The organism is Streptomyces sp. NPDC048419 (genome assembly GCF_043200415.1).
Lineage (GTDB): Bacteria > Actinomycetota > Actinomycetes > Streptomycetales > Streptomycetaceae > Streptomyces.
The window spans coordinates 1-22,502 of record NZ_JBICXT010000049.1 but is presented as its reverse complement, the minus strand read 5'-3'; the positions used below and the strand labels follow the sequence as shown (position 1 = coordinate 22,502).

Annotated in this window: 21 protein-coding genes and 7 pseudogenes; 16 read left to right on the top strand and 12 right to left on the bottom strand. The window is 67.2% G+C overall.

The annotated features are described in order from the left end of the window. The 4 genes and pseudogenes from ACGFYN_RS45000 (at position 1) to ACGFYN_RS44985 (ending at position 5,798) form a co-directional block, all read left to right on the top strand. Positions 1-3,093 carry an amino acid adenylation domain-containing protein gene (locus ACGFYN_RS45000; protein WP_393871791.1) on the top strand — a complete coding sequence of 1,031 codons (3,093 nt, stop codon included), beginning with the start codon at positions 1-3 and terminating at the stop codon, positions 3,091-3,093. Further along, on the top strand, positions 3,090-3,704 hold the full coding sequence (locus ACGFYN_RS44995; RefSeq protein ID WP_393871790.1) for a GNAT family N-acetyltransferase: 615 nt from the start codon (positions 3,090-3,092) through the stop codon (positions 3,702-3,704). The genes ACGFYN_RS45000 and ACGFYN_RS44995 overlap by 4 nt, the downstream gene beginning before the upstream one ends. A gap of 383 nt (positions 3,705-4,087) precedes the next feature. Beyond that, positions 4,088-4,579 (top strand): annotated as a pseudogene (locus ACGFYN_RS44990) (transposase); the annotation flags it as partial. A gap of 97 nt (positions 4,580-4,676) precedes the next feature. Further along, entirely contained in the window at positions 4,677-5,798 is a 1,122-nt protein-coding gene (locus tag ACGFYN_RS44985) for a PP2C family protein-serine/threonine phosphatase (RefSeq protein WP_393871789.1), read from the top strand. 135 nt (positions 5,799-5,933) lie between these two features. Here ACGFYN_RS44985 and ACGFYN_RS44980 read toward each other — a convergent pair whose 3' ends face one another. Then, positions 5,934-6,071: a hypothetical protein gene (locus ACGFYN_RS44980; protein ID WP_393871788.1), complete on the bottom strand. Its 138-nt coding sequence runs from the start codon at positions 6,069-6,071 to the stop codon at positions 5,934-5,936. Positions 6,072-6,268: 197 nt separating this feature from the next. Between ACGFYN_RS44980 and ACGFYN_RS44975 the strand changes: the two genes are divergently transcribed. Both ACGFYN_RS44975 and ACGFYN_RS44970 read left to right on the top strand, forming a co-directional pair. After that, complete coding sequence (locus ACGFYN_RS44975; protein WP_393871787.1) at positions 6,269-6,457, top strand: hypothetical protein; 189 nt, start codon at positions 6,269-6,271, stop codon at positions 6,455-6,457. Positions 6,458-6,783: 326 nt separating this feature from the next. Beyond that, positions 6,784-6,927: pseudogene (locus ACGFYN_RS44970) on the top strand (transposase); the annotation flags it as partial. Positions 6,928-7,145: 218 nt separating this feature from the next. On the opposite strand, the gene ACGFYN_RS44965 reads toward ACGFYN_RS44970, so the two are convergent. Together ACGFYN_RS44965 and ACGFYN_RS44960 are read right to left on the bottom strand one after the other, a co-directional pair. Next, on the bottom strand, positions 7,146-7,754 hold the full coding sequence (locus tag ACGFYN_RS44965; protein ID WP_393871799.1) for a LuxR C-terminal-related transcriptional regulator: 609 nt from the start codon (positions 7,752-7,754) through the stop codon (positions 7,146-7,148). Between the two features lie 187 nt (positions 7,755-7,941). Beyond that, positions 7,942-8,228, bottom strand: a pseudogene (locus tag ACGFYN_RS44960) (IS1380 family transposase); the annotation flags it as partial. A gap of 390 nt (positions 8,229-8,618) precedes the next feature. On the opposite strand from ACGFYN_RS44960, the gene ACGFYN_RS44955 reads away from it, so the two are divergent. The 3 genes from ACGFYN_RS44955 to ACGFYN_RS44945 all read left to right on the top strand — a co-directional run bounded on the left by ACGFYN_RS44955 (position 8,619) and on the right by ACGFYN_RS44945 (position 9,888). Then, positions 8,619-8,807: a transposase gene (locus tag ACGFYN_RS44955; RefSeq protein WP_393871786.1), complete on the top strand. Its 189-nt coding sequence runs from the start codon at positions 8,619-8,621 to the stop codon at positions 8,805-8,807. A gap of 214 nt (positions 8,808-9,021) precedes the next feature. Continuing rightward, positions 9,022-9,198 carry an IS3 family transposase gene (locus tag ACGFYN_RS44950; RefSeq protein ID WP_393871798.1) on the top strand — a complete coding sequence of 59 codons (177 nt, stop codon included), beginning with the start codon at positions 9,022-9,024 and terminating at the stop codon, positions 9,196-9,198. Positions 9,199-9,204: 6 nt separating this feature from the next. After that, positions 9,205-9,888: an IS3 family transposase gene (locus tag ACGFYN_RS44945; RefSeq protein ID WP_393871797.1), complete on the top strand. Its 684-nt coding sequence runs from the start codon at positions 9,205-9,207 to the stop codon at positions 9,886-9,888. 18 nt (positions 9,889-9,906) lie between these two features. On the opposite strand, the gene ACGFYN_RS44940 is transcribed toward ACGFYN_RS44945, so the two are convergent. Continuing rightward, positions 9,907-10,323, bottom strand: coding sequence for a VOC family protein (locus ACGFYN_RS44940; RefSeq protein ID WP_393871785.1), 417 nt, complete (start codon positions 10,321-10,323; stop codon positions 9,907-9,909). A 376-nt stretch (positions 10,324-10,699) separates the two neighbouring features. After that, positions 10,700-11,380 carry a S8 family serine peptidase gene (locus tag ACGFYN_RS44935; protein ID WP_393871784.1) on the bottom strand — a complete coding sequence of 227 codons (681 nt, stop codon included), beginning with the start codon at positions 11,378-11,380 and terminating at the stop codon, positions 10,700-10,702. 284 nt (positions 11,381-11,664) lie between these two features. On the opposite strand from ACGFYN_RS44935, the pseudogene ACGFYN_RS44930 reads away from it, so the two are divergent. From ACGFYN_RS44930 to ACGFYN_RS44900, 7 genes and pseudogenes are all read left to right on the top strand, one after another. Further along, positions 11,665-11,986, top strand: a pseudogene (locus ACGFYN_RS44930) (transposase family protein); the annotation flags it as partial. Between the two features lie 180 nt (positions 11,987-12,166). Beyond that, positions 12,167-12,493, top strand: a complete 327-nt coding sequence (locus tag ACGFYN_RS44925; RefSeq protein ID WP_393871783.1) for a hypothetical protein — start codon at positions 12,167-12,169, stop codon at positions 12,491-12,493. A 46-nt stretch (positions 12,494-12,539) separates the two neighbouring features. After that, positions 12,540-12,876 (top strand): annotated as a pseudogene (locus tag ACGFYN_RS44920) (transposase family protein); the annotation flags it as partial. Between the two features lie 442 nt (positions 12,877-13,318). Continuing rightward, positions 13,319-13,693, top strand: a complete 375-nt coding sequence (locus ACGFYN_RS44915) for a hypothetical protein (RefSeq protein ID WP_393871782.1) — start codon at positions 13,319-13,321, stop codon at positions 13,691-13,693. Positions 13,694-13,712: 19 nt separating this feature from the next. Then, a complete protein-coding gene (locus tag ACGFYN_RS44910) occupies positions 13,713-14,033 on the top strand; it encodes a hypothetical protein (protein ID WP_393871781.1) in 321 nt (106 codons plus the stop codon). Positions 14,034-14,156: 123 nt separating this feature from the next. Beyond that, positions 14,157-14,611 (top strand): annotated as a pseudogene (locus ACGFYN_RS44905) (ISAzo13 family transposase); the annotation flags it as partial. Positions 14,612-14,830: 219 nt separating this feature from the next. After that, complete coding sequence (locus tag ACGFYN_RS44900) at positions 14,831-16,864, top strand: putative adhesin (protein WP_393871780.1); 2,034 nt, start codon at positions 14,831-14,833, stop codon at positions 16,862-16,864. Positions 16,865-17,029: 165 nt separating this feature from the next. Here the strand turns inward: ACGFYN_RS44900 and ACGFYN_RS44895 are convergent, their stop codons facing one another. The 7 genes and pseudogenes from ACGFYN_RS44895 to ACGFYN_RS44865 form a co-directional block, all read right to left on the bottom strand. Next, positions 17,030-17,509 carry a hypothetical protein gene (locus tag ACGFYN_RS44895; RefSeq protein WP_393871779.1) on the bottom strand — a complete coding sequence of 160 codons (480 nt, stop codon included), beginning with the start codon at positions 17,507-17,509 and terminating at the stop codon, positions 17,030-17,032. 172 nt (positions 17,510-17,681) lie between these two features. After that, on the bottom strand, positions 17,682-18,473 hold the full coding sequence (locus tag ACGFYN_RS44890) for an SDR family NAD(P)-dependent oxidoreductase (protein WP_393871778.1): 792 nt from the start codon (positions 18,471-18,473) through the stop codon (positions 17,682-17,684). Positions 18,474-18,537: 64 nt separating this feature from the next. Next, positions 18,538-19,665, bottom strand: a complete 1,128-nt coding sequence (gene pcaD, locus ACGFYN_RS44885; protein WP_393871777.1) for a 3-oxoadipate enol-lactonase — start codon at positions 19,663-19,665, stop codon at positions 18,538-18,540. Beyond that, positions 19,662-20,996 (bottom strand): 3-carboxy-cis,cis-muconate cycloisomerase, encoded by a 1,335-nt coding sequence (pcaB, locus tag ACGFYN_RS44880; protein ID WP_393871776.1) that lies wholly within the window; start codon positions 20,994-20,996, stop codon positions 19,662-19,664. The genes pcaD and pcaB overlap by 4 nt, the downstream gene beginning before the upstream one ends. Beyond that, positions 20,993-21,598, bottom strand: a complete 606-nt coding sequence (gene pcaG / locus ACGFYN_RS44875; protein WP_393871775.1) for a protocatechuate 3,4-dioxygenase subunit alpha — start codon at positions 21,596-21,598, stop codon at positions 20,993-20,995. Before pcaG ends, pcaB begins: the two co-directional genes overlap by 4 nt. Before the next feature lie 6 nt (positions 21,599-21,604). Next, positions 21,605-22,378: a protocatechuate 3,4-dioxygenase subunit beta gene (gene pcaH, locus ACGFYN_RS44870; protein WP_393871774.1), complete on the bottom strand. Its 774-nt coding sequence runs from the start codon at positions 22,376-22,378 to the stop codon at positions 21,605-21,607. A gap of 27 nt (positions 22,379-22,405) precedes the next feature. Then, a pseudogene (locus ACGFYN_RS44865) lies at positions 22,406-22,502 on the bottom strand (acetyl-CoA acetyltransferase); the annotation flags it as partial.

Genomic DNA, 22,502 nt, shown 5'->3' with positions numbered 1-22,502 from the left:
GTGAGCGCAGTGCATGACAGACCTCCTCGCGGTTCGGTCTTCCAGCGGCCCATTTCCCCGACCGAGTGGCTTTATCTGGCAGGGGCCCGACTGGCGCCGCCGTTTACCATCCAGCTCTTCGTCGAGGGCCGCGCCGGGCATGGCCGAATCGGTCTCGGGACGCTGGCCAGGGCGGTGGCAGCGGCCTCGGCCGCGTGCCCGGGGGCACGGCTGGTGCGGCGCGGTCGGATCTGGGTGGACAGCGGTCTGACGCCGCGGGTATCCCGGGTCGCGGTGCCTGCCGGCCAGCTGGCGCGCTTTGAAGGCCCCGCGCTGAATCAGGCACTGCGCCGGCAACTTGCCCCGAAGGCCGGGCCCAGTTGCGAGGTACTGCTGCTCGAAGGCGAGGGAAATGAACCCAGCACGCTGGTGTTCCGAGCGTTTCACGGGGTCATGGACGGCAAGGGCGTGGTGGCTTGGGCGGCCGAGGTGTTCAAGGCGCTGCGCGGCGAGCCATCGACACCACCCGCGACGGAAGCGGTCACCGACTTTGCCCTAGCCGGTCGGCTAGGGGACACTGGCCGCCGACCGCGCACCGGTGTGGCCTGGCCACCCGCCTTGGACATTCGTGGTTCGAGACCTTGCCTCGGCCACTTCCAGTTCCGGCGCCGGGCCGTGGATGGCAACCAACCCGGCCTGGTGGCCAAGGTGGCCTCAGTCCTTGCTGCCAGCACCGGTGAAACCGCGTACCGCTTCATGGTCCCGGTCGATCTGCGTCCGCATGACCCAGACCTCCGCTCTACCGCCAATCTGACTCTTCCGGTCTTCCTCGACGGCCACGCGGGCGACACCTGGGAAGAGTGGCACGAGCGGCTGCTGAAGGCGCTGGCAGAGCGCACCGAGGTCACTCGCGGACAGGCCGAACTACTGGCCTCTGCTGTGCCCGTGCCGGCCCTGACCCGTGGGCTCCAGGCGGCATCAGCACTGGCCAGGAGGCGGAATCGGTACCTTGCCTCGGCGGTGGTATCCCACCTGGGTCGGCTCGACCTCGCGGTCTTCTCTGCCGGGGAGTTCGAGGCACTCACCATATACTCACCCCCGGTCCACGCCCCGCTGGTCCCGATCTCTGTGGTTTCCGTAGAGTCTCCGGGCCGTACGGAGCTCATCCTCTCCTGCCCTGCGGGCGAGGCCATTACCGCTCGGGCGGAGGAACTGCTAGACCGGATCACCGGCGCGCTCTCGCCCACCGCCGCCCGTTCCTGGCCGGGCAACCAGACCTACAGCCTGTATCGGGGGCCCGAAACGGTGACTCAGCTGCTGCGCGAACGGGTCAAGGAGTCACCGGACGCGGTAGCGCTCACCAGCCCGACGGGCGAGGTGACCTATGCCCAACTGGACCAGCGGGCCGACGCGGTCGCCGCAGAACTGGCGGCCCGGGGTTTGGGCCGCGGAGCCGTTGTCGGGCTGCTAACCGACCGGTCCGTGGAAGCCGTGGCCGGGCTGTGGGGGACACTCAAGGCCGGTGCCGCCTATCTGCCACTGGACCCGCGGCATCCGGACGACCGCATCGGCTGGGTGCTCGATGACGCGCAGGCGTCAGTCTGCCTCGTCCAGCGTCCGTACGCAGAACGGATCAACGGCCCCGACGTGATCGTCCTGGACGATCTGCCGACCTCGGGCGCTCCGCCGGCTCCGCCGGGGACGGCCGGACCGCGGGATCTGGTCTACGTCATCTACACCTCCGGCTCGACCGGGCGTCCCAAGGGCGTGCAGATCGAGCACCACAACCTGGTCAACTACGTCACCTGGGCAAGTGAGTTGTACTCCGTCGATGCGAGCACACGGTTCGCGCTGTTCACGTCGCTGGCCTTCGACCTCACCGGGACCTCGATCTTCCTGCCGCTCCTCGCCGGCGGCAGCGTGGCGTTGATCTCCGGTGAGCTGACCCCGGTGACACTGCGGGACATGCTGGAGCGGTCCGGCGCGAACGCGCTCAAGCTGACCCCTGCCCACCTGGATCTGATCGGCCGTCTGGGCCTGGCACCAGAAGGCTTCCGGATTCTGGTGGTCGGCGGCGAGCGGCTCAAGGGGCCTGTTGCGGACCAGGCGCAGCGGGCCTTTGGGCCTCAGTGCCGCATTGTCAACGAATACGGTCCCACCGAGGCCACCATCGGCTGCGTGGTGCACACCTACGACCCTGACAGGGACGCTGCCAGCACAGCGGTGCCAATCGGTACACCGGTCGCCAATACCAAGGTGTATCTTCTCGGCCCCGACCGGCAGCACGTCCCGGCCGGCCTGGTCGGTGAGCTCTACCTCACTGGTGCCCAGCTCGCCCGGGGCTACCTGGGCCGTCCCGACCTGGACCGGGAGCGGTTCGTCACCCTCGTTGACGGCGCCTTGGCCTATCGGACCGGAGACCTCGCCCGGATCCTGCCGAGCGGGGCATTGGAGTGTCTCGGCCGCACCGACGACCAGGTCACACTCCGCGGGCACCGTGTTGAACCTGGTGAGATCGAGGCGGTGTTGGAGGAGCATCCCCGAGTCGCGCGCGCCCTGGTAACAGTGCGGGTTGGTAGTGGCGGGGGCGTGCTGTGCGGTTACGTCGTCCACGCCACCGGCACCGCGGCCGGGACGCCGCCGGACGTCCGTGAACTTCATGAGCACCTGGCCGTCCGTTTGCCCGCGTACATGGTGCCGGCCGCGCTCATCAGCGTCCCCGAGCTGCCACAGACCGTGAATGGAAAGATCGATGTGCAAGCACTGCCCTACCCCTTCGCTGATGTCACCGGCACGTCCGGCCAGAGAACTGATGCCGTGTTGACACCGCGGCTGGACAAAATGGAGGAGCAGGTGGCGGAGATATGGGCGAGGCTCTTGAAACTCGACGCAGAACGGATAGCCCTGGACGATGACTTCCATCGGCTCGGCGGTGATTCCCTCGCCTTGGCCGAGATGTTCGCCGGCGTAGCGGCCGAAGTGGTCTGCGGGGCGGGCGCGGAGAACTTCCTCGCCCAGCTACGGGAGATGATCCGCAACCCGACCCTCGGTTATGTGTGCCACGCGGCGCGGCGAGCGTGTGGCCTCGGCCCGCAGGAGGTGGCAGGCTCATGACCAACCTCACGCTCCGCCGTGCCGTGCCTCAGGACGCGCCGGTCGTCGTGCCACTGATGCACGACTCCTCGCCCGGCCCCCTGGACGTCGTGTTCGGACACCGTGCCCCTGCCTTTCTGACCCGAGACTTCCACCGTGGTCACGGCATCTACGGGTACACGCACCAGCTGCTTGCCGTCACTCCCGACGACGAGATCGTGGCCACCCTCACGGCATACCCGGGCAGCTACTACCAGACGATGGCCCGGCACACCCTCAGGTCGGCCGCGCGCGCCCTGGGCCCGGTCCGCTTCCCAGGCGCTCTGCGCCGGGCTGCCCAGGTGCAGCGGCTGTTCATTGCGCCGAGCCCGGACGCCGTATTTCTCGCGAACCTCTGCGTCGCGGCCCAGCACCGCTCCCGGGGCCACGGGTCTATGATGCTCCGACACGCCATCCGTACCGCCGGCGAACAGGGCTTGCGCCGGGTCCAGTTCGACGTCTCCTGGCACAACGCCAGAGCCCAGCAGTTGTACGAACGGCTGGGCTTCACCGTTACCGCGGAGCGACCCGACAACAGTGGCCGGGGGATCGACGGTTTCCGCCGCATGGAACTGACGATTGAAAACCAGTGATCTTCAGCGGCACTGCTCCAGGGCGAAGATGCCCTTGGCCATTCGTGGTCTTGCGTGGGTATCGCTGGCTTCAGCCGGGAGGCGCATCCTTGGCCTGGAGCCGGGCAGTGGCGGAGTTCTCTGCATGTCAGTGGCGGACCGTAGGGTGATCGCATCAGCTGCCCGCGACCGGGTCGGTGGCCGGCGTCGACCGGGGCATCGCCCACTTCCTCTCCGACTCACACGGCCACTTCGTGCCCAGCCCGCGCCACGGCGCGAAGGCCGCCACGCGACTGGAAGCCGGCAGCAGGCGCTCAGCCGCTGCAGACGCGGCGCCGCCAGGGCCTGTGTGATGTCTTGCCGATCCGGTGCTTCGGGAAGGGGGATCCGGCAGGAAGACGATGGTGACGCGCATACAACTCACCGACGAGCATTGGAAGTTGATCGAGCCGTTTCTGCCGATAGGCGAGTACGGCCCGTACCACGAGCGGCTGCGGGAGCAGTTCGAGGGGGGTGATCTGGCGGTTCCGCACCAGCAGCCAGTGGCGGGAGATGCCCGGCGAGTTCGGCCCGTGGCCGCCTGTCTACGGCCACTTCCGGGTATGGAGGGACGCCGGCGTCTTCACCGCACTGCTCGAAGGCCTCATCACCGAGGCCGCCCGCCAGGGGGAGACAGACTTGTCCCTGGTCAGCGTGGACTCCACCACGGCTCGTGCCCACCACGATGCAGCCGGGTTGCGCCTCGGCAAGGAGGTCTTGGACGCCCTTGAAGGGGCCGCCGTCGAGCAGGTGCGGGCGCGGCAACAGGGGGCGGCCCGCCGGACCGGAACGGACAACACGGCAGTGACGACCCCGGTCAGGACGGGCGGCGGCATAGCAGGCGACGGCACAAGCTCTGCTGTGTGATGGGCGGGGGTCGGCTGTGGTTTCGCGCGGTGACGGTTCGCGGAGTGGCGTGACCTCGGCTGTGGGGGAGGGTGGAAGGCTTGGGGCATGGCCATTCGACCGCGGCTGGATTTCAGGGGTTTGTGGCGGCCGGGTTATGCGCCCGTGCTGGTCGTGATTCCACTTGGGTTGATCGTCACGGTCTGTGTGGTGGATGTGCTGGCGCCGCCGGACATTCATCTCGGGCCGCTGCTGGTGGCGGCGCCCGCGATCACGGTCGCTTTCGCCGGTGCATGGGTGACCGCGCTGATGGGGGCTCTTGCGGTACTCGCGCAGGTGCTGATCGGCTTACTCAGGGGGGTCTTCTCGACCGCGAACGTTCAGACTCAGATCGCTGCTCTGGTCGTTGTCTCTGTCGTATGTGTCGCCGTGTGCGTGGTGCGGGATCGGCGCGAGCGGCAGTTGAATCTGGTGCGGTCGGTGGCCGAAGCCGCGCAGAGTGTGCTCCTGCGGCCACTGCCCGCGCGTACCGGTGCGCTGCGGATCGCCGGCCTGTACCTGCCCGCCGAGGAGGAGGCCGATCTCGGCGGAGACCTGTACGCGGTCGCACGGACCGCCGATCACAGCACCCGACTCCTGATCGGTGATGTACGCGGCAGCGGCCTGGCCGCGATCAACAACGCCGCGCTGCTGCTCGGAGCATTCCGCGCGGCCGCTCATCGGCAGGCCACACTTCCCCGTCTCGCCATCCACCTTGACGCCGCGTTCCGCTGGGACACCAGCCAGTGGCGGCCCCCGACGGAGCAGGACACCGACGAGGACTTCGCCACCGCCATACTGCTCGACATCCCCGACCACGATCCGGTCGTCCACCTGATCACCTGCGGCCATCCACCGCCGCTGCTGCTGCGGGAACATCGCCTCATCCCGCTCGTGCCCGAGGTGAGTCATCTGCCGATCGGATTCGGCGGTGTCTTCGGGCTCGGCACCTATGACGTGCAGACGTTCTCGTTCGAGGTCGGCGACCTGCTGCTGCTGTACACGGACGGCGTCATCGAGGCACGCGACGCCGAGGGAGTTTTCTACCCCCTCGCCGAACGGGCCCCGCAGTGGGCCATGGACGACCCCGACAAACTGCTGCGCCTGCTCGAGGACGACCTGCTGGCACACGTCCACGACCATCTCAACGACGACGCTGCCGTGGTCGCGATCCGCCGTCGAACAGCCTGACCCCGGACGCCCGGGGCGATCGCGCGGTCACCAAAGGCGGCTCATCCGCACGTCCCTTATCTAGCCGCGGACCCGTCTGGCGGTGGCGCTGTTCGTTGCGATGGCGCGTCGTCGTCGAAGTCCCGTGCCACGGGCTCAGCGGTCGAACGCTTCGGTCAGGCGCACCCGGTAGCCGTCCTCTTCCACCAGCACGACGGTGACGCCGAACGGGTCGGGGCGGTCCATCTCGATCGGGGTGAAGGAGAAATTCATTGCGGCCTGGATCGGCGGCACCAGTTCGCCGCCGGGCTGCGGCGCGAGGGCCGGCCTCCAGTCCGGGGCGACCGATGCCCAGCCCTGGGGACTGCGGGACAGGAAGCTGCTCGCTGTAGGGGAAATGCTGTTCGGCTTAGAGGCGGCCGGCAAGGTAGGCGGCGGTCGCGCGGACCGGCTCGCCCTGGACCCACCGCAGGTCGCCCAGCACCCGGCTGGTGGCGGCCTTCCCAGCCCAGGGTCTGCGCGAGGGCGAGCGTGGTGGGGAAGCCCCCGGCCAGACGGGCGGCCTGGGCAAGGCCGCGGTGAGCAGCGGCCGCAAGGCGACCACCGCCGTCGACGACCTGTTGGTACCCGCGGGGCGAGTCCTCGTGGTGTCCGATGCCGCGGTGGGCTTTGCCCCGTAGTAGAGGGCCATTGCGGCAGGTCGTCGGGGAGCAGGCGGCTGTCGTGACGGAGGTGAGGCGGCCGCAGTGTGGGAGCGGTGTTCGTGCTGGCGGCGGGCGAGCACTCAGTGCGGCGGCCGCCGGAGCCACGACGAGGCCCACCGCCAGAGCAGGCGGGCCACACACAGCATCAAGGTGTTCTCGGTCGCGAGGAAAACCGCCGTGCTCGCCGCCATTAGGATCAAAGACATCCCCAGTAGGGACGTCGGCCCAGATGGTCGGACATACGTCCGAAGAAGAGAAGCGCGGTCAGCACTCCCACGGCGTACACAGCGAAGATGACGGTGGTGGTGCGGCCCTCGTTCGTGCCGCCCGAACCGATCAGGCAGCTGCGCGACCTCACGAGGTATCGCACCGAGGTGATCCGCGATCGCACCCGCGAGGCCCAGCGCCTGGAGAAGCTCCTCGAAGACGCCGGGATCAAACTGTCGGGCAACGAGTATGTGCGTGGTGTTCTCGGTGCTCGCGAGCCGCTGAAAAACTGCCGCCAACGACGGACACTCAGCCCAGCACGACTCAAAACCTCAACAGCCGCAGCTACATCGTAGGTTGGACTCCCTCGAAGTCCCAGGTTAGAGGTTGTCTGGCGGGCGTGGCGGGTGCGGTGTCGCCGACGTCCCGGAGGACGGAGCATCCCCAGGGGGAGCCTTCAAAGCCAGCCTTCGCCCTGGGAAATTCGGATGGCGTCGATGCGGTTGCGGGCGCCGGTCTTGCGGGTGATTGCGGCCATGTAATTGCGTATGGTCCCGTGGGACAGGTGGAGGCTTCCGGCGATCTCCGCTACGGAGGCGCCGTCGGCGGCGAGGGATAACACGCTAAGTTCGCGCTCCGTCAGCGGCATTTCGGCGGCCTTGAGGAAGCTGTAGCCGAGCGTGTCGTCGACGAAACGTTTTCCCTTGGCGACCCGGCGGATGGCGCGCAGGAGGTTCTCGGGTGAGCCTTCCTTGTTCACATAGCCGAGCGCCCCGGCCTCGGCAGCCCGTTTCAGCAGGCCCGGCCGGTGTGCGCTGGCGAGCACGAGGAGCCGTGGCGGGGTCCGGTCCGCTTCATGGGTGCACAGGTCACGCAGCGGCGGGATGCCGTAGGCGTCTGAGCAGTCGAGGTCAGCGGCGCAAATGTCCGGGTGCACGGTGCGCAGACGGCTGGGTGCGCCGTGCCAGGGGGCGTCGTACACCCTGAGGTCTGCTTCGTCGCGCAGCCAGCGCGCCAGGGCCGATCTGACCAGACATGCGTCATGCACCAGTAGAACCCGGATCACTGCCCGTCCTTTCACTTGGCCGTTCGCGCCTTCCACACGAGGAAACACGAGCCCTATTGTTCGTGTCCTGCATCGCCATGGGGCGCGAAGATCCGGCCATCCGGGTGCGTGGGGGGCGCACGCGCGGCGCCCTTACGCGGTCACGCGCCCCGGGATGTCCCTATCGGTCGAAAGACTGATCGTTCAGCATGCCGTCGGCACCGGTGAAGCGCAGATGAGCGCCGGGTTGCGGGCGCTCCTTGCCGACGATGAGCCGCATCCTCTTCGGCCAGCCCTTGAGGCAGTCGCCGGTAAAGTTCGGCGGCTCAGGCGCCGTCGCGGACCTCGCCGTCCGGCTCGACGGTCGGCGTCTGCGCGCTCGCCAGGGGCTTTCAGGACGGCGGTGTGGATGGCGTCGGTGATGGTCACACCGACCGAGTACGGCAGCCACTGCCCGCGCCGGGCGAGCCAGACCACGAACTCGCGGGTGCCGCCCAGCAGTCCAGAGGGGTGCGTCGGACGGCCGCTCCAAGCGTTCGAAGGCCGACCTCGTGCGCGCCGTAAGGGTCTTCTCCCGATGAGCTAAGGATCTCGGTCTGTAATCCCCAACCTTTTCGTTTCCCTTTCGGGCCACCGCTGGTAATTGCAGAGGAGGATCGTCATCGTCAGCGACCCTTGGCAGCCATGGCAGGGACTTTTTGGGGTGGCCGCGGAATGAGTACGTCGACCGTCAGACACATAAATTCGGCCCCACAGCGGCTCATACGGGACAAGCTAGTAGCGCAACCTACTCCACGCCTTTCGGCGCTGGCGCTTCGTGAACCTTCCCCTTGATCGTGGAGACCTGGAGACTGGGACATGAGGTTCCAGAGGAAGTAGTGCCAGGTGGGAAGCAAGAGCAACCGCAGTAGGCGGTACACGGAGGAGTTCAAACGGGACGCGGTCGCGCTCGTGCGCTCCTCCGGGAAGACCGTCACCGAGGTGGCCCGTCAGATCGGGGTCAGTGCCGAGGGACTGCGGAACTGGGTCAAGCAGGACACGATCGACCGTGGGCAGGGGCGCCGGGAGAGCTGACGACGGCCGAGCGCGAAGAACTGCGCCGACTGCGGAGGCTGGCCGCCGAGCAGGCAGAGGCGATCGAGGTGCTGCGAAAAGCGGCGGTCTTCTTCGCGAAGGAGAGCGATCGATGAGCGAGGTATACGCGTTCATCGAGGCGGAGAAGGCCACCCACAACGTTGCTCTGTTGTGCCGGCTGCTGAAGGTGGCCCGCTCCTCTTTCTAGGCGTGGCTGGCCGGCGAGAAGGCGCGCTCGGCGAGGAAGGCCGCCGATGACGCCCTGGCCCACGAGATCACCGTGCTGCACGTCGCCTCCAAAGCCGCCTACGGGGTGCCGCGCATCCACGCCGGGCTGCGCCGGCTCGGACACCGCGTAAACCGTAAACGGATCGAGCGCGTCATGCGCTAACGCGGCATCAGCGGTGTCACCCGGCGCCGGCGCAAGGGCCTGACCCGCCCAGCCAAAAGGGCGGTGCCCGCCCCGGACCTGATCGGCCGTGACTTCACCGCGGGTGCGCCAGGGATGAAGCTGGTCGGCGACATCACCTACATACCCACCGATGAGGGCTGGCTGTATCTGGCGACCTGGCTGGACCTCGCGACCCGCGAGATCGTCGGCTACTCGATGGCCGAGCATCACCGCGCCGGCCTGGTCGTGGATGCGCTGAAGATGGCCGCCGGACGCGGGCAGCTGAAGCCCGGATACATTACGCACTCGGACCGCGGAAGTGAATACACCTCCGACGAACTCCGGTGTGAAATACGCCGGTTGGGACTTCGGCAGAGCATGGGCCGCACAGGCTCATGCTTCGACAACGCCGTCACCGAATCGTTCTTCGCTCTGCTGAAAGAGGAGATCGGAAGTCGACGCTGGCCCGACCGGTCCAGTGCCCGCGCGGACGTCTTCGCACTCACGGGATCTTGCGGCCTGTCGGTACCTGGGTGCGCCTGTAGACACGATGGGGCGCCCGGCCAATACATTTGGCCAAACGCCCCATCGTGGCCGGGCATCTTCTTCCGTAGGGCAGCCGTCGTCCGACGACGGCTGCCACTGAGCCCGGGCCGCCCAGGGGCCCGGCACCGGTGGCAGGGCCCCTGAGGACGATGCCAGGCAGCGTCAGGCCCCGTCCTCAGTGATGTTGACCATCCAGCCGATCTCGAACTTGTCCGTACACATACCGAACACGTCGCCCCACGTCTGCTTCTCCAGCGGGACCGACACATTACCCCCGGCGGACAGCTTCTCCCAGTAGCCGCGCAGCTCATCGGCGTCGTCGCCGCTCAGGCTCACGGCGAAGTTGTTGCCGGGCTTGCGCTCCATGCCGGGAGGATTGTCGGCACCCATGAGCGTGAAGCCGCCCGGGGTCTCCAGCTGGCCGTGCATGATCTTGTCGGTGTACCCAGGCGGCGCCTCAGAGCCGAACTCGCCGAAGGTGTGGACCGTCAGGGTGCCGCCGAAGACGTCCTTGTAGAACTCCATGGCTTGCTTGGCGTCACCGGCGAAGCTGATGTACGGGTTGAGTCGAGAGGTCACAGAACGATCCTTTCCTGATGGTATGCCAGGATTTCACAGTAGCCCCGGATAGACCGACCCCGCCGTCCTGATCGCCATCGCTTCTGGACGGGTTCGATCCCGCTGTCCCCGTGCACTGCCGGGAAAAGGCTCCTGGTGGTCCGGGAGGGCACGCCGTACATCCGGACGCGGCCGTCGGTACCGCCCCGGGGGATGGGATGAATGTCGAGACTCGTTGCCGCGCAGCACTTCGCCCCGTCGGATGGCCGGCGGGGCGAAGTGAGCGGGGGCGGGGCGGCCCGGCGGCGGCCCCTGAGGTCCACTGCGGACTCAGACCACTGATGGCCGACGAGAGAGCCGTTCCGCGGCCCTGAGCGGTTTGCTTTCGTGACCGGGTCTACTTGGTGAAGGCCGCGATGCCGTTCGGGGCGCCAAGGCCCGTCGGGCCGTCGTAGCCCTTGCCCGCCTTGCGCTGGTAGTCGCTGCAGGACCCGTTGGCGCCGTCGGTGACGTCGTTCAGCTTGTCCGGGTGGGCGCAGGGGTACGCGGCCGGGACGTCATTCGCGCCGGGAGTGCCCGCGAAGGCGTAGACGCCGGCTATGAAGGGTGAGGAGGCGCTGGTGCCGCCGTACTCGTTCCAGCCGCTGGCCTGGTAGGTGTCGTAGACGGCGAGTCCGGTGGCAGGGTCGGCGACGGCGCGCTTGGTGCAGGCGGTGTCCTTCTGCCAGGACGGCTTGGCGTCGAACTGCGAGCAGCCCGAGCCCGCCCCTTCACTGCTGACGGAGGTGCCCCAGACGGACTCGGAGCAGCCGCGGGTGCTGCTGTCCTTCTTGAGCGAGGTGCCTCCGACGGCGGTGACGTACCGGGAGGCCGCCGGGTTCTCGGTGCCGTAGCCGCTGTCGCCGGAGCTGACGGTGATGGCGACGCCGGGGTGCTTGAAGTACTTGTCGTCCGCGGAGGTGTCGGCCGCCTCCTCGCCGCCGCCGTAGCTGTTGGAGACGTACTTGGCGCCCTGCTTGACGGCCTGGTTCACGGCCGCGCCGAGGTCGTCCGTGCTGGCGGACTTGGCCTCGATCACCCACGCACCGTCAACACCCCCTGGCCTCGGGTAAGAGCGCACCCCTCACCCACCGCATCATCCGGATCTGCGAACGCCGGGCATCCTGATCCTCGACGACCGTGCGCACATGGGAGCCGGCCCCCGGCTGACGACACCCTCAGGCGCCTACCGAACCGAGACCTCACGCCGCCCCAGCAAGACATCAACCACGCGCTGTCCGCAGCACGGGCGCCGGTCGAGCGCGGCGTCGCACGACTGCAGTCCTACCGACCGCGTCCGTGTCGACCAGCCGTACTACTCGCCGAGCGACGCCCGGCCGTAACCACGACCTGACTTCCGCCCGTGCGCACGGCATCATCCAAGCCTGCCTGCGGCAGATCCTCGTCCTAGCGGACCTCGCCCACCAAGGGGCCAGCGCCACATCCCGCACCCCTTGCCACCACCACAGCGAACAGCCCGAGCACTACCAGCAGTTCAACCGCGACCACGCCCGACTACGAGCCCGAACGCGCCTTCGCCCGTCTCAAGTCCTGGTTCATCACACGCAGGGTGCGCTGCTCCACCCACCGCATCAGCCGCATCGTCCAAGCCATCCGCACCCTGCTGACCTGTGGCTCTACAGGATGTAAGAGGCTTGCTTCAGGCCCGAGCGGTGTCGACGACGCAGCCATCCTCGAGTCGTCAGTCGAGTGGTGTGAGCGCTTGCCGGATGTGCTCCGGTGCCCCGTGCCCGTGGACTGCCACCTCACGCTGCAGCGATGACTGCCATGTGGTCGACTGGGGTGAGGAGAGAGAGGAGGGATCATGGATATCAGACAGCTTGGCCCAGATCAGTATCTGGCAAGTACCGATAAGTTTGCCGTTCTTATCTACAACGAGTCCGGTTGGTTGCTTGCTTGGCCCGACCCGGATAAGGAGCGCGTGGAAACCCGCCCTATTCCAGATTCCGGAAATGCCCGCTTTGAAGATGTTGAGGCCTGGGCGCGAGAGGTCCTGACCGAATTAGAATTTGAAAAGGCTGTCCGGCGGGTTCGGAAACGAAAGGAGAGGACGTCGTTCCCGAACCTAAATCCTGAGGACGATTACGAGGCCCACAGTCATCATCCTGAATACGGGGCACAGATCCACTGACGCGTAAACGTTTCCCTTACGTCGCGTATGAGCTGATCGATGAGAACTACGTATTCAGGTAGTCACCGATCCGACGGCCGGCTGCTGTGGCTCTCGCCCGCGCTGCCGGGCCGCTCCCACGACCTGACCGCCGCCCGCACCACCGGATCTCGCCTCTACCAGGGCGGTGGCCCCTGGTTGACCACGGGCATCAAACGCAGGCCCCTGCGGGAACTCACCCCTACCGAGAAGACCGTCAGCCGGGCTCTGGCCGCGGCACGGGCACCGGTCGAGCGCGGCGTGGCCTGCCTGAAGTCATGGCGGATCTTCCGCAGGTCCCGCTGCAGTCCAACCGCATGACGTCAATCGCTAAAGCCACTCTCACCCTGGAGCGGCAACGCTGAAGAGGTTCAATGACCGCGGTGATCAGTCCGCACCCGCCAGTAGCCTGAAACCAGGCAACTCGGCTCCACCCAACTCGGGACAGTCCGGCCGCCACCGATCGCGGGGCGGTTCAGTTTACCCACCGTGACTATCGCGATGTCATGTGTGGACGCTGTTGAGACCGCTTCGGGCCTCCGCGCCGGTATTTGCTCCGTTTCCGGCAGCGTAGCCGAACAATCCCGTCCCAAGCGCCACGTCAGGCATTCGCGCACTATGGGACGGGTAAGCGCTGCGCTTACCAGTGAAGGAGCAGGTAACTGGGCGGCCGTAGTGCGCTAATATCCTCGGCCATGTCGCGGGGTTGACTCGATACGCCAGTGAGCAAAGTTTACACCTACACTCGATCTGGACGGTGTTCACGCCTGGGTTCTGCTGATCGCCGACATGGCTGATTGTCCACAGGTGGTGGACGACATCCATATCAACATGAACCCGGAAGATCTTGCCGAGGGGCTGCTGGCCATCGCCGGGGCGGCTCACCTTCGAGCGGTTCACACATGCTTGCCCTACGAGAATTCGCGTTCGCGACTCCTGCCGATATCGGCGGTAAGGGCCGTTGCTGTCGCTTCTGCCGAAAAGCAGGCCTCCCCGCTATCTCCGGACGGCTACGGCCTCCTGCTGGCAGAGGACGAGACGGGTAGGAAGGAGACATTACTGGCAGGAGATGTCGAGTATGTCCGAGCCCTCTCAGTGGCAGGCGCCGAAACGCTCAGCGACCTTGCACTGCCCTCCGACAAGTTCCTGATCCGAGACGGATGGTCGGACGACTGGAGGTAGGGCACATCTGGGGAGAGCCGTGGGCGGAGCGGTCAAGACGTTATCTCCACCCATGGTGATGCGATCAATGCTTGTGCGTGGTGCTGTGGTGGGCATGAGCGTGAAAATTGAGGTCATCGACGCTGGAAAAGCGCTGTTCGTGAGCCCGGGCGACAGACACGCCGTGGTCTACGGCAAGCGGGGAGTCGGCTGGGCCCTGGTGACGCCGGATCGCGACCACAGGGGTGTAACGGCCCGCTTCATACCGGGCGGGAAAGCTGCTTCAGGCGCTGACGCTGTTAAATGGGCGCGACACTTCATGAAGGTCAACAACATCGATTGGCTCGACTCGGCTAGCTAAAGTGCTGAATGGGCCTGGGCACCTCCAGGTCCGAAATCGCCTGGCCGACCAGAATCGACAAACCAACAACGTTAGGGCTTGCCGGGAAACAAGGGCTTCCGCTTGGGGGATCGTCGTCGTGGTATGGGGAGACCGGAGGGAGTCGAGGCGGCCCTGGCTGCGAAGTTCCAGGCGTTGTTGCCGCACCTGGACGAGCGTCAGCGGAGGCCGGCCATAGGGGCGGAGGCTCCGTCGCTGGGGTGGCGGGATCAGGCTCGTCGCTGCTACGGCCGGGGTCCGGGAGGGCACGGCCTCGCGTGGGGTCGCCGCATGGGAGTCGGCAAGGCCCCGTTGGGGCAGGCTCGCCGTCCTGGCGGAGGACGGAAGAAGGCGACCGAGCTGGACCCGGGGCCGCTGTCAGGGCTGTTGGCGATGGTCGAGCCGGACGAGCGGGGCGACCTTATGTCGCCCTTCGGTGGACGACGAATTCGACCCGGAAAACGGCGGTGGAGCTGACCCGGCAGGGCCACCGGGTATCCGCTGTCACGGTGGCCGGCCTGCTGCGGGAGGAAGGCTTCAGCCTGCAGGCCAACACCAAACTTCAAGGGACAGCTCGAGCTCGAACCCGCCGAGGACACACAACGGTGTACCGCGATGCTTTTCACCATGCCACCCAAGTGAGACAATGGTGATACAGGGGTACATAGTAGGCGCGACGCCCGACGGGCTGCGATACGGAAGGTCACGCCCAGATCAAGAGACCTGCGATCAGACACCTCCCGGCCACACAAGACCGGAAGCCCGAAAGGCACAAAATTATGGCCACCCCCGAAGACCATGACGACACAGACATACCCACGACACCAAAAATCGACCAGGCAGACACTGCGAAATTCGACTCACGTAGTGACTCACCGACGCTGGAAGAGAAGAAATCGGGTGACAGCTTTCACCTGACCGAGAGCGGGGCCAGGGTGGGCTCGCCCCCCGCGACGAGAAGCCCCTATCCCAAATCGATCCCATCGGGAACGATCAAGTTGCTCGTGGAGAGGGATTTCCGTGCAGAGCTTGAAAAGGTAGTAGTTGACAGGGAACGACTGGCAATACTGCGCAGCGAATGGGCAGCCGTCATAAGTAAACACGGACGCGAAACGGTTGTTCCTCCACCAGAACCTTTGTACGTGGAACATTTGCAAAGAAGCGTCGAGGAAAAGAAAATAAAAGCAGAGCTGGAAAAGGCGCGCAGCGGAGTCATTCGTTCCGAATCGGAAGATAGCGCAAAGGATTTCCGCGAGCGAGCCACCGCGTATACATGCCTATTGTGCGGAAAAGATCTCAGCGCCGCATCCACAGTTTCCATCATGCGACATGACAGTGATAGCGACGGCGACGGCACTACCCTTCACTTGCTGCATGGTGGGGGCTGCACGGAAAGCGTGCGAAAGAGAGAGGCTGCCACGAGTTGCGCCACATGCAACGAGATGGTTTTGAACAGCGAGCAAGAGATCGCCGTTCGGAGTTTTGCAATTCCCATAATGGCAATTATGGGGCACGGAGACGATTCAGGCGAAAAAACGTTCGTGCCGCTAGGTATGACGCTCCATAGCTACGCGGAACCGGGGCAGGTACTTTCGTCGCTTGACGCTGTAGTTGCCTGCACGAACCCGAGGCTTTACCCTCCAAAAGCCAGCTTCCCTCAAGGCGCCGTCATACCCAACATGACGTTCACTCCCGATAATACCTACGAACAGGAAGTAGAAGTTCAAGGCTGGGCCAGCGCTATGGGAGTAACGATCGAGAAGGCGAGCAGCATGGAGGGGGTATCTGGGGACGTGTGGTGGGTTGGCGAACCTACCCAGCTCTGTGACGGAAACTGTGAACTCCCATTCCATAGCTGCGCCGGTATCCTCGGGCTACACAGTGGTGTTAAAGACCTCTACCTCGGCACTTGTTTCGGTTCGGGCGGACAGGGCCGTAAATACACGGACACCGAAGCGGGTTACGTGCGGATGGCCGAACTCCTGAAAGAGGCAGGCGAGTCAGACGACCCTTCAAGAGCTCTGACCCTCTTCGCAGACATGCCTAAGTGGAGGCAAAATATCCTGCTCACCGTACCATTCTTTAAAGAGTGGTACGACAAGGCCTTGCCGAAAACCGAGCAGAAAATCCAGACTCGGGAAACGGACCCAACGGCCCTTCAGGCGCAACAGACATCAGGCACTCCACCACAGCAAAAAGAGGGAACACAGCGCCAGACCCCAGAGGGCACCGCCGAGGAGAAGACTCCCTCCTCCCAGGAAGTCGACAGACAGACCTTCGAAGGACTCACTTTCGGCCGCGGATATCGGTGGAAATTCACACAACTCGACGACATCCACAAACGCGAGCAAAGCACCACTTTCAACAACGCCAGAATAGAATACACCGGCGAGGGGGGACAAACCATCCTCTTTAATGGGTCAGCAGAAATACTTCACTCTGATGGTACTCCCACGGCCGCGCGCATGATCCTTCACAACGTCGCGGCAGGGGCAGAATCGACCGCTGCCTGGGCAGGCCAGATCCCCTATCAAGACGAGCGGGGCGGCGGATACACAATTACTCCCTCCGACGCGGCACATGCCGGCGCGTGGTTTACTCCCTTCGGATCCACTTACGTGTTCATCGGCCGTCACGGCCAAGTGAGATTCGTCGCCCCCACTACACTCATCACGGCCCATGAAGGGGCCACAACCAGGCCCATCACCGAAATCCTGGGAACGGCACTTCCCCGTTCGATGCCACTCACTGCGCTTGGCATCGATGTAGTGCACACCCCAGAAGAGGGCACCGAAATCTTTAGGATCTCCTAACTAATACTCCAGCCGGACTTCTCCATTACCGCTGGTCAACGGCTTGAGTGTGTGGAGTGTAGCGAGCTGGCGATGAGTGCGGGACGGTCTTGGCGGACCGTCCCGCGAACGTGTGCCCATGCCGCATGGCTCGTGCTTGGTGTAGGCGGCGCTATCTCGACGAGTTCACCGCGTGTGCGCGTGGTGCAGGACGGCGGCGGGGTCCAACTGCCAACAGACGGCGGAGTTGCGCCGGGGTGAGGTCCATGAGGTCGGGTGTGTCGGTCGGATCACCCCCTTTTCGTGTCCTTGGACAGCCATCGCCGCGAGGAAGATGTGGGCGAGCACGGCGAGCGTGATGTGCCGGTACCAACCGACGTAGCGACGGACCTCGTAGTGGCCCAGGCCGCACTCGTTCTTCGCGCTTTGGAAGCACTCCTCGATCTTCCAGCGGCAGCCGGCAACACGGACCAGGTCAGCGACGGTGGCCTCCAGTGGGGCGCAGGCGAGGTAGTAGGCGATCTCGTCCGGCCTGCTGATGCTGCGGCGGGCCAGCATCCACCGCTGCCGGGTGGGTTCGTCGCCGTCGAACTCCCAGACTGACGGCAGGCGGGCGGCGGCCCAGTCATAGAGGCGTTCGCCCTCGGCACCGGGGCCGGCGGACATGCGCTGCCGGCTTCGGGCGGGGCCTGGGCGATGAGGTGGTCGATGCGAGGACCGTGGACCTGCTGGGACTTGGGCACGGCGACGACGTAGGAAAGCTCGGCGCCCTCGAGGAAGCGCGCCGTACGCGCCGGGGCGATGAGCGTGACCGGCACGGCTCCCGCCCGGGCGAGCTCTACAGCGCCAGGAGTTGGTCCGTGACCGTCGACAGGCGTTTTTGTAGGTCGGGGTCGTAGGTCGACTCGTGTGCTCGGGACGGGCTGGTGCCGTCGAAGTAGTTGCCTGTTCCGTGGTCCTCGGTTGCCAGGGTGACGACGCCTGGGGCGCCGTCGGCGATCGTGTTCCAGGGGGTGACGCCGCCCTCGCGGACCATGGCGGTGTCCATGAAGGTGGCCGGGTGCAGGACGTTCACTGCGACGCCCGTGTCCGACAGTTCCTCCGCCAGCGCGAACGTGTGCGCCGCCAAGGCGAACTTGGCGCGGCGGTAGGCGGTGAAGCCGTCGTAGGCGCGGCGGTATTCGATGTCGTCGAAGTCGAGGGGATCCTGGCCGACCGAGCCGACGTTGACGATGCGGGAGGGGGCGTTCGCGCGCAGGACCGGCAGGAGGGTGCGCGTCAAGACGACAGGGGCCAAGTAGTTGACCGCCAGGCGTAGTTCGTGGCCGTCGGCGCTCAACTCGCGTGCCGCGCCGGGCGCGCCCGCTCCCACGCCCGCGTTGTTGATCAGCACGTCCAGGTCGGGGTGGGCCCCGGCGACGTGCGCGCCCAGGTCGCGTACCTGTGGGAGCGAGGCCAGGTCGGCGACGAAACCTTCCGCGTCCCCCTCCGCGCGCAGCTCCGCGACCAGCTGCTCCGTACGGCCCGGATCGCGGCCGTGCGCGAGGACGACGTGCCCGGCGCGCACCAGCTCGAAGGCGACGTAGCGGCCGAGACCGGAGGTGGCGCCGGTGATCAGAATGGTGGACATGCCTCCACCGTAGGCACGCGGCGAAGACATGTGCGAGATGCTGCTGAGGCTACGACCACCAGGGTCACCCTCCCTGGCCGTCCTCCTCCGCCAGGACCCGCTGGGCCGCCGCGAACGCCGAGTTCGCCGCCGGAACCCCGCAGTACACGGCCGTCTGGAGCAGTACGGCGCCGATCTCCTCGGGCGTGAGCCCGTTGCGCCGGGCCGCCCGCACGTGCATGGCCAGCTCGTCGTAGTGCCCGTGCGCGACGAGCGCCGTCAGTGTGATCATGCTGCGCTCGCGGCGCGAGAGCGTCGGGTCGGTCCAGATCTCACCCCAGGCGTAGCGCGAGATGAAGTCCTGGAAGCGGGCGGTGAAGGGCGTCTGGCGGGCCTGCGCGCGGTCCACGTGCGTGTCGCCGAGCACCTCCCGCCGTACCTCCATGCCCCGCCCGGCGCCCCCGCCGAGGTGGGCCCGCAGCGCGGTCAGGACGGCCTCGGGGCACTGCGCCGGAGCCAGGTGCCCGGCGCCGGGGAGCTCGACGAGCGTGGAACCGGCGACGGCGTCCGCGATCTCCCTCAGGTGCGGGGGCGGGGTCGCCTTGTCCTCGCGTCCGGCGATCAGCAGCGTGGGCACGGAGATCTCAGCCAGCCGGTCGCGCAGGTCGAAGGCGGCCAGCGCGTCGCAGCAGGCGGCGTAGGCCTCGGGGTCGGCCTCCGCCTGGTCGCGCACCAGCTGCGGCACGGTGAAGCCGGGGGTGAACCAGCGCGCGTCGGCGCTCTCCACCAGGAAGTCCAGGCCCTCCCGCCGCACGCGCTCGGCCCGCTCCTCCCACGGCTTCGCCCCGTTGAAGTGCGCCGACGAGCAGATCGTGGCCAGGGACGTCACGCGGTCCGGGTGGTGCAGGGCGAGATGCAGCCCGACGGCCCCGCCGAGCGACACACCGGCGTAGGCGAACCGGTCGATGCGGAGCGAGTCGGCGAGCGCTAGCACCAGGTCGGCCAGCTCGCCGACGGTGGCGCCGGGACCGATCAGCCCGGGGGCCGACCCGCCGTGCCCGGGCAGGTCCCAGCGCACCACGCGACGGGTGACGGAGAGCTCGGGCGCCACCGTGTCCCACAGTGCGTACGACGTGCCGAGCGAGGGCCCGAGCAGCAGCGGGGGAGCGGAAGTGGGCCCCTCGGTACGGTGGTTGAGGAGTTTCTCGGTCAACGTCGCTCCAGTGCACGGTCGGTGAGGACTCCGGCGGAGCCCGTGTAGCGGGCGGGATCGGTCAGGTCGTCGAGGTCGACATCCTTCAAATCGGGTTCCTCGGCGAGGAGTTCGCGCAGGGAGCGGCCCTCGGCGTACGTCCGCCCGGCCAGGTCCGTGAGCAGCTCCTTGGCGCGGGCGCGGCCCAGCACCGGAGTCAGCTCGGCGGACAGCCGCTCCGAGACGATCAACCCGTGCGTGAGAGCGAGGTGTTCGCGCATCGCGTCCGCGTTCACCCGCAGCCCTTCGGCCAGGTCGGCGGCGACCCGGGCCGCTCCGCCGGTCAGCCGCAGCAGATCCCGCAGGGGCTCCCACTCGGCGTGCCAGGCTCCGGCCGGGCGCTCGTCCTCGGCGGCCTGCGCGCCGTACAGCATGGCCGCGAGCTGCGGGGCCCGCCGGGCCGCTGCCGAGATCAGCGTGGAGCGGACCGGGTTGGCCTTGTGCGGCATGGCCGACGAGCCGCCGCCGCTGCCCTCCGCGACCTCGGCGATCTCGGTGCGGCCGAGCGTCAGGACGTCCGCGGCCGGCTTGCCCAGCGCCCCGGCTGCGAAGGCCAGGCAGCCGGCGAGATCGGCGATCGGCGTGCGCAGGGTGTGCCAGGGGAGAAGGGGCTCGCGCAGGCCGAGTTCGCGGGCGAAGGCCGCCGTCAGGGCCTGCGGGTCCTGAGCGCCGTACGCGGTGAAGGCCGCCAAGGTGCCCGCCGCACCCCCGAGTTGGGCCGGCAGACTGTCCCGTACGGTCTTGATCCGGTCGCGCGCGTCGAGGACGAGCGAGCGCCAGCCGGCCGCCTTCAGCCCGAACGTCGTCGGTACGGCGTGCTGGGTGAGCGTACGGCCCGGCATCGCGGTGTCGCGGTGCTCGGCCGCCAGCCGGGCCAGCGCCCGTTCGGTGCGCCCGAGGTCGGCGAGCACCAGGTCCAGGGTGCGCACGGCGACCAGCATCGTCGCCGTGTCCATGATGTCCTGGCTGGTCGCGCCCCGGTGCACGTAGGGCCCGTACTCCGCGCCGACCGCCTTCGTCAGATCGGCGACCAGGGGGATGACCGGGTTTCCGCCGCCGCGCGCCTGCTCCGCGAGGGACCGTACGTCGAAGCGGCCGGCGTCGGCCGCCTCGGTCACCGCGGCCGCGGCCCCGTCCGGGGCGAGACCCAGGGCCGCCTGGGCCCGGGTGAGAGCGGCCTCGGCGTCCAACAAGGCTTGCAGATACGCCGTGTCGGCGGTGGCCGACGCGGCGGGCGAGCCTGCCCACCCGGGGGCGAGCAGGCCGGTGTCGTCGGGATCGACAGAAGTCACTGGAACTCCAGGAAGACCGTTTCGCCTTCGCCCTGAAGGCGGATGTCGAAACGGTAGGTGCCCTTGCCGTCGTCCTTCGCGATCAGCGTGTCACGGCGCGCCTCGTCCAGCCGGGACAGCAGTGGGTCGGCGGCGAGCGCCACCTTGTCGCCCGGCAGGTAGATCCGGGTGAACAGGTGCATCAGCAGCCCGCGCGCGAAGACGCACACGCTGATGTACGGCGCGCTCTGCCCGCGCGCGCCGGGCCGCAGCGTCCGCGCGTACCAGTGGCCGATGGCGTCCGTCTGGATGCGCCCCCAGCCGGTGAACTCCACGCCGTTGCGGCCCAGATAGCCGCCGCTCGCCGGGTCGCGCCGGATCGAGCCGTCCGTGGCCGGCACATTGCCGTCGGGGTCGGCGCCCCACAACTCCACGAAGGCGTCCGGCAGCGGCTTGCCCTCGCCGTCGTACACGTATCCCTGGAGAGTGATGGTGTCCGGGTGCCCTACCGGCGCGATGTCACCGCCGCCCGGGAAGGGCAGCGCGTACCCGTAGAAGGGGCCCACCGTGTGCGAAGGAGTGGGCAGGACGGTCTCGGGCCGGCTCGTGTCGATCTTCGTCATGGCAGGTCAGCGTCCTTCTTCGAGCCAGGTGGCGTTCGGGCCGTCCAGCACGATGTCCCAGTGGTAGCCCATCGAGAACTCCGGTACGGACAGGCTGTGGTCGTACGTCGCCACCAGCCGTTGGCGCGCCGCGTCGTCGGTGACGGACTGGATGATCGGGTCGTACGGGAACAGCGGATCGGCGGGGAAGTACATCTGCGTCACCAGCCGCTGCGTGAACGCCGAGCCGAACATCGAGAAGTGGATGTGCGCCGGACGCCAGGCGTTGAGGTGGTTGCGCCAGGGGTACGGGCCCGGCTGGACGGTGGTGAAGCGGTAGCCGCCGTCGGCGTCGGTGATCGTACGGCCGACTCCGGTGAAGTTCGGGTCCAGCGGGGCGTCGTGCTGCTCGCGCTGATGGGCGTACCGCCCGGCCGAGTTGGCCTGCCAGATCTCGACGAGCTGGCCGCGGACCGGACGGCCGTTGCGGTCCAGGAGCCGGCCGGAGACGGTGATGCGCTCGCCGATCGGCTCGCCCCGGTGGTGCCGCGTCAGGTCGTTGTCGATCTCGGTCATGTCGCGCTCGCCGAAGGCGGGGGAGTGCAGCTCCACCAACTCCGGATCCTTGCTGACGTCGATGGCGACGGGCGGCTGCTGGGGGTGGCGCAGGAGCGAGGAGCGGTACGGCGCGTAGTCGCGGCGCGGGTGATGCTCGACCGGGGCGCCGTCGGCGACCCGCTTCTCGTACGCGGCGTGTTCGGCCGCGATCTCCTGGTCGATGTCGTGTTGCGTGAGAGTCATGGGGTTTCCTCGGGCTTCCCGGGTTTCTTAGCGTTCGAGGACGAGGGCGAGGCCCTGTCCGACGCCGATGCACAGGGTGGCGACGCCGGTGCCGGAGCCGCGGCGGGCGAGTTGATGGGCGACG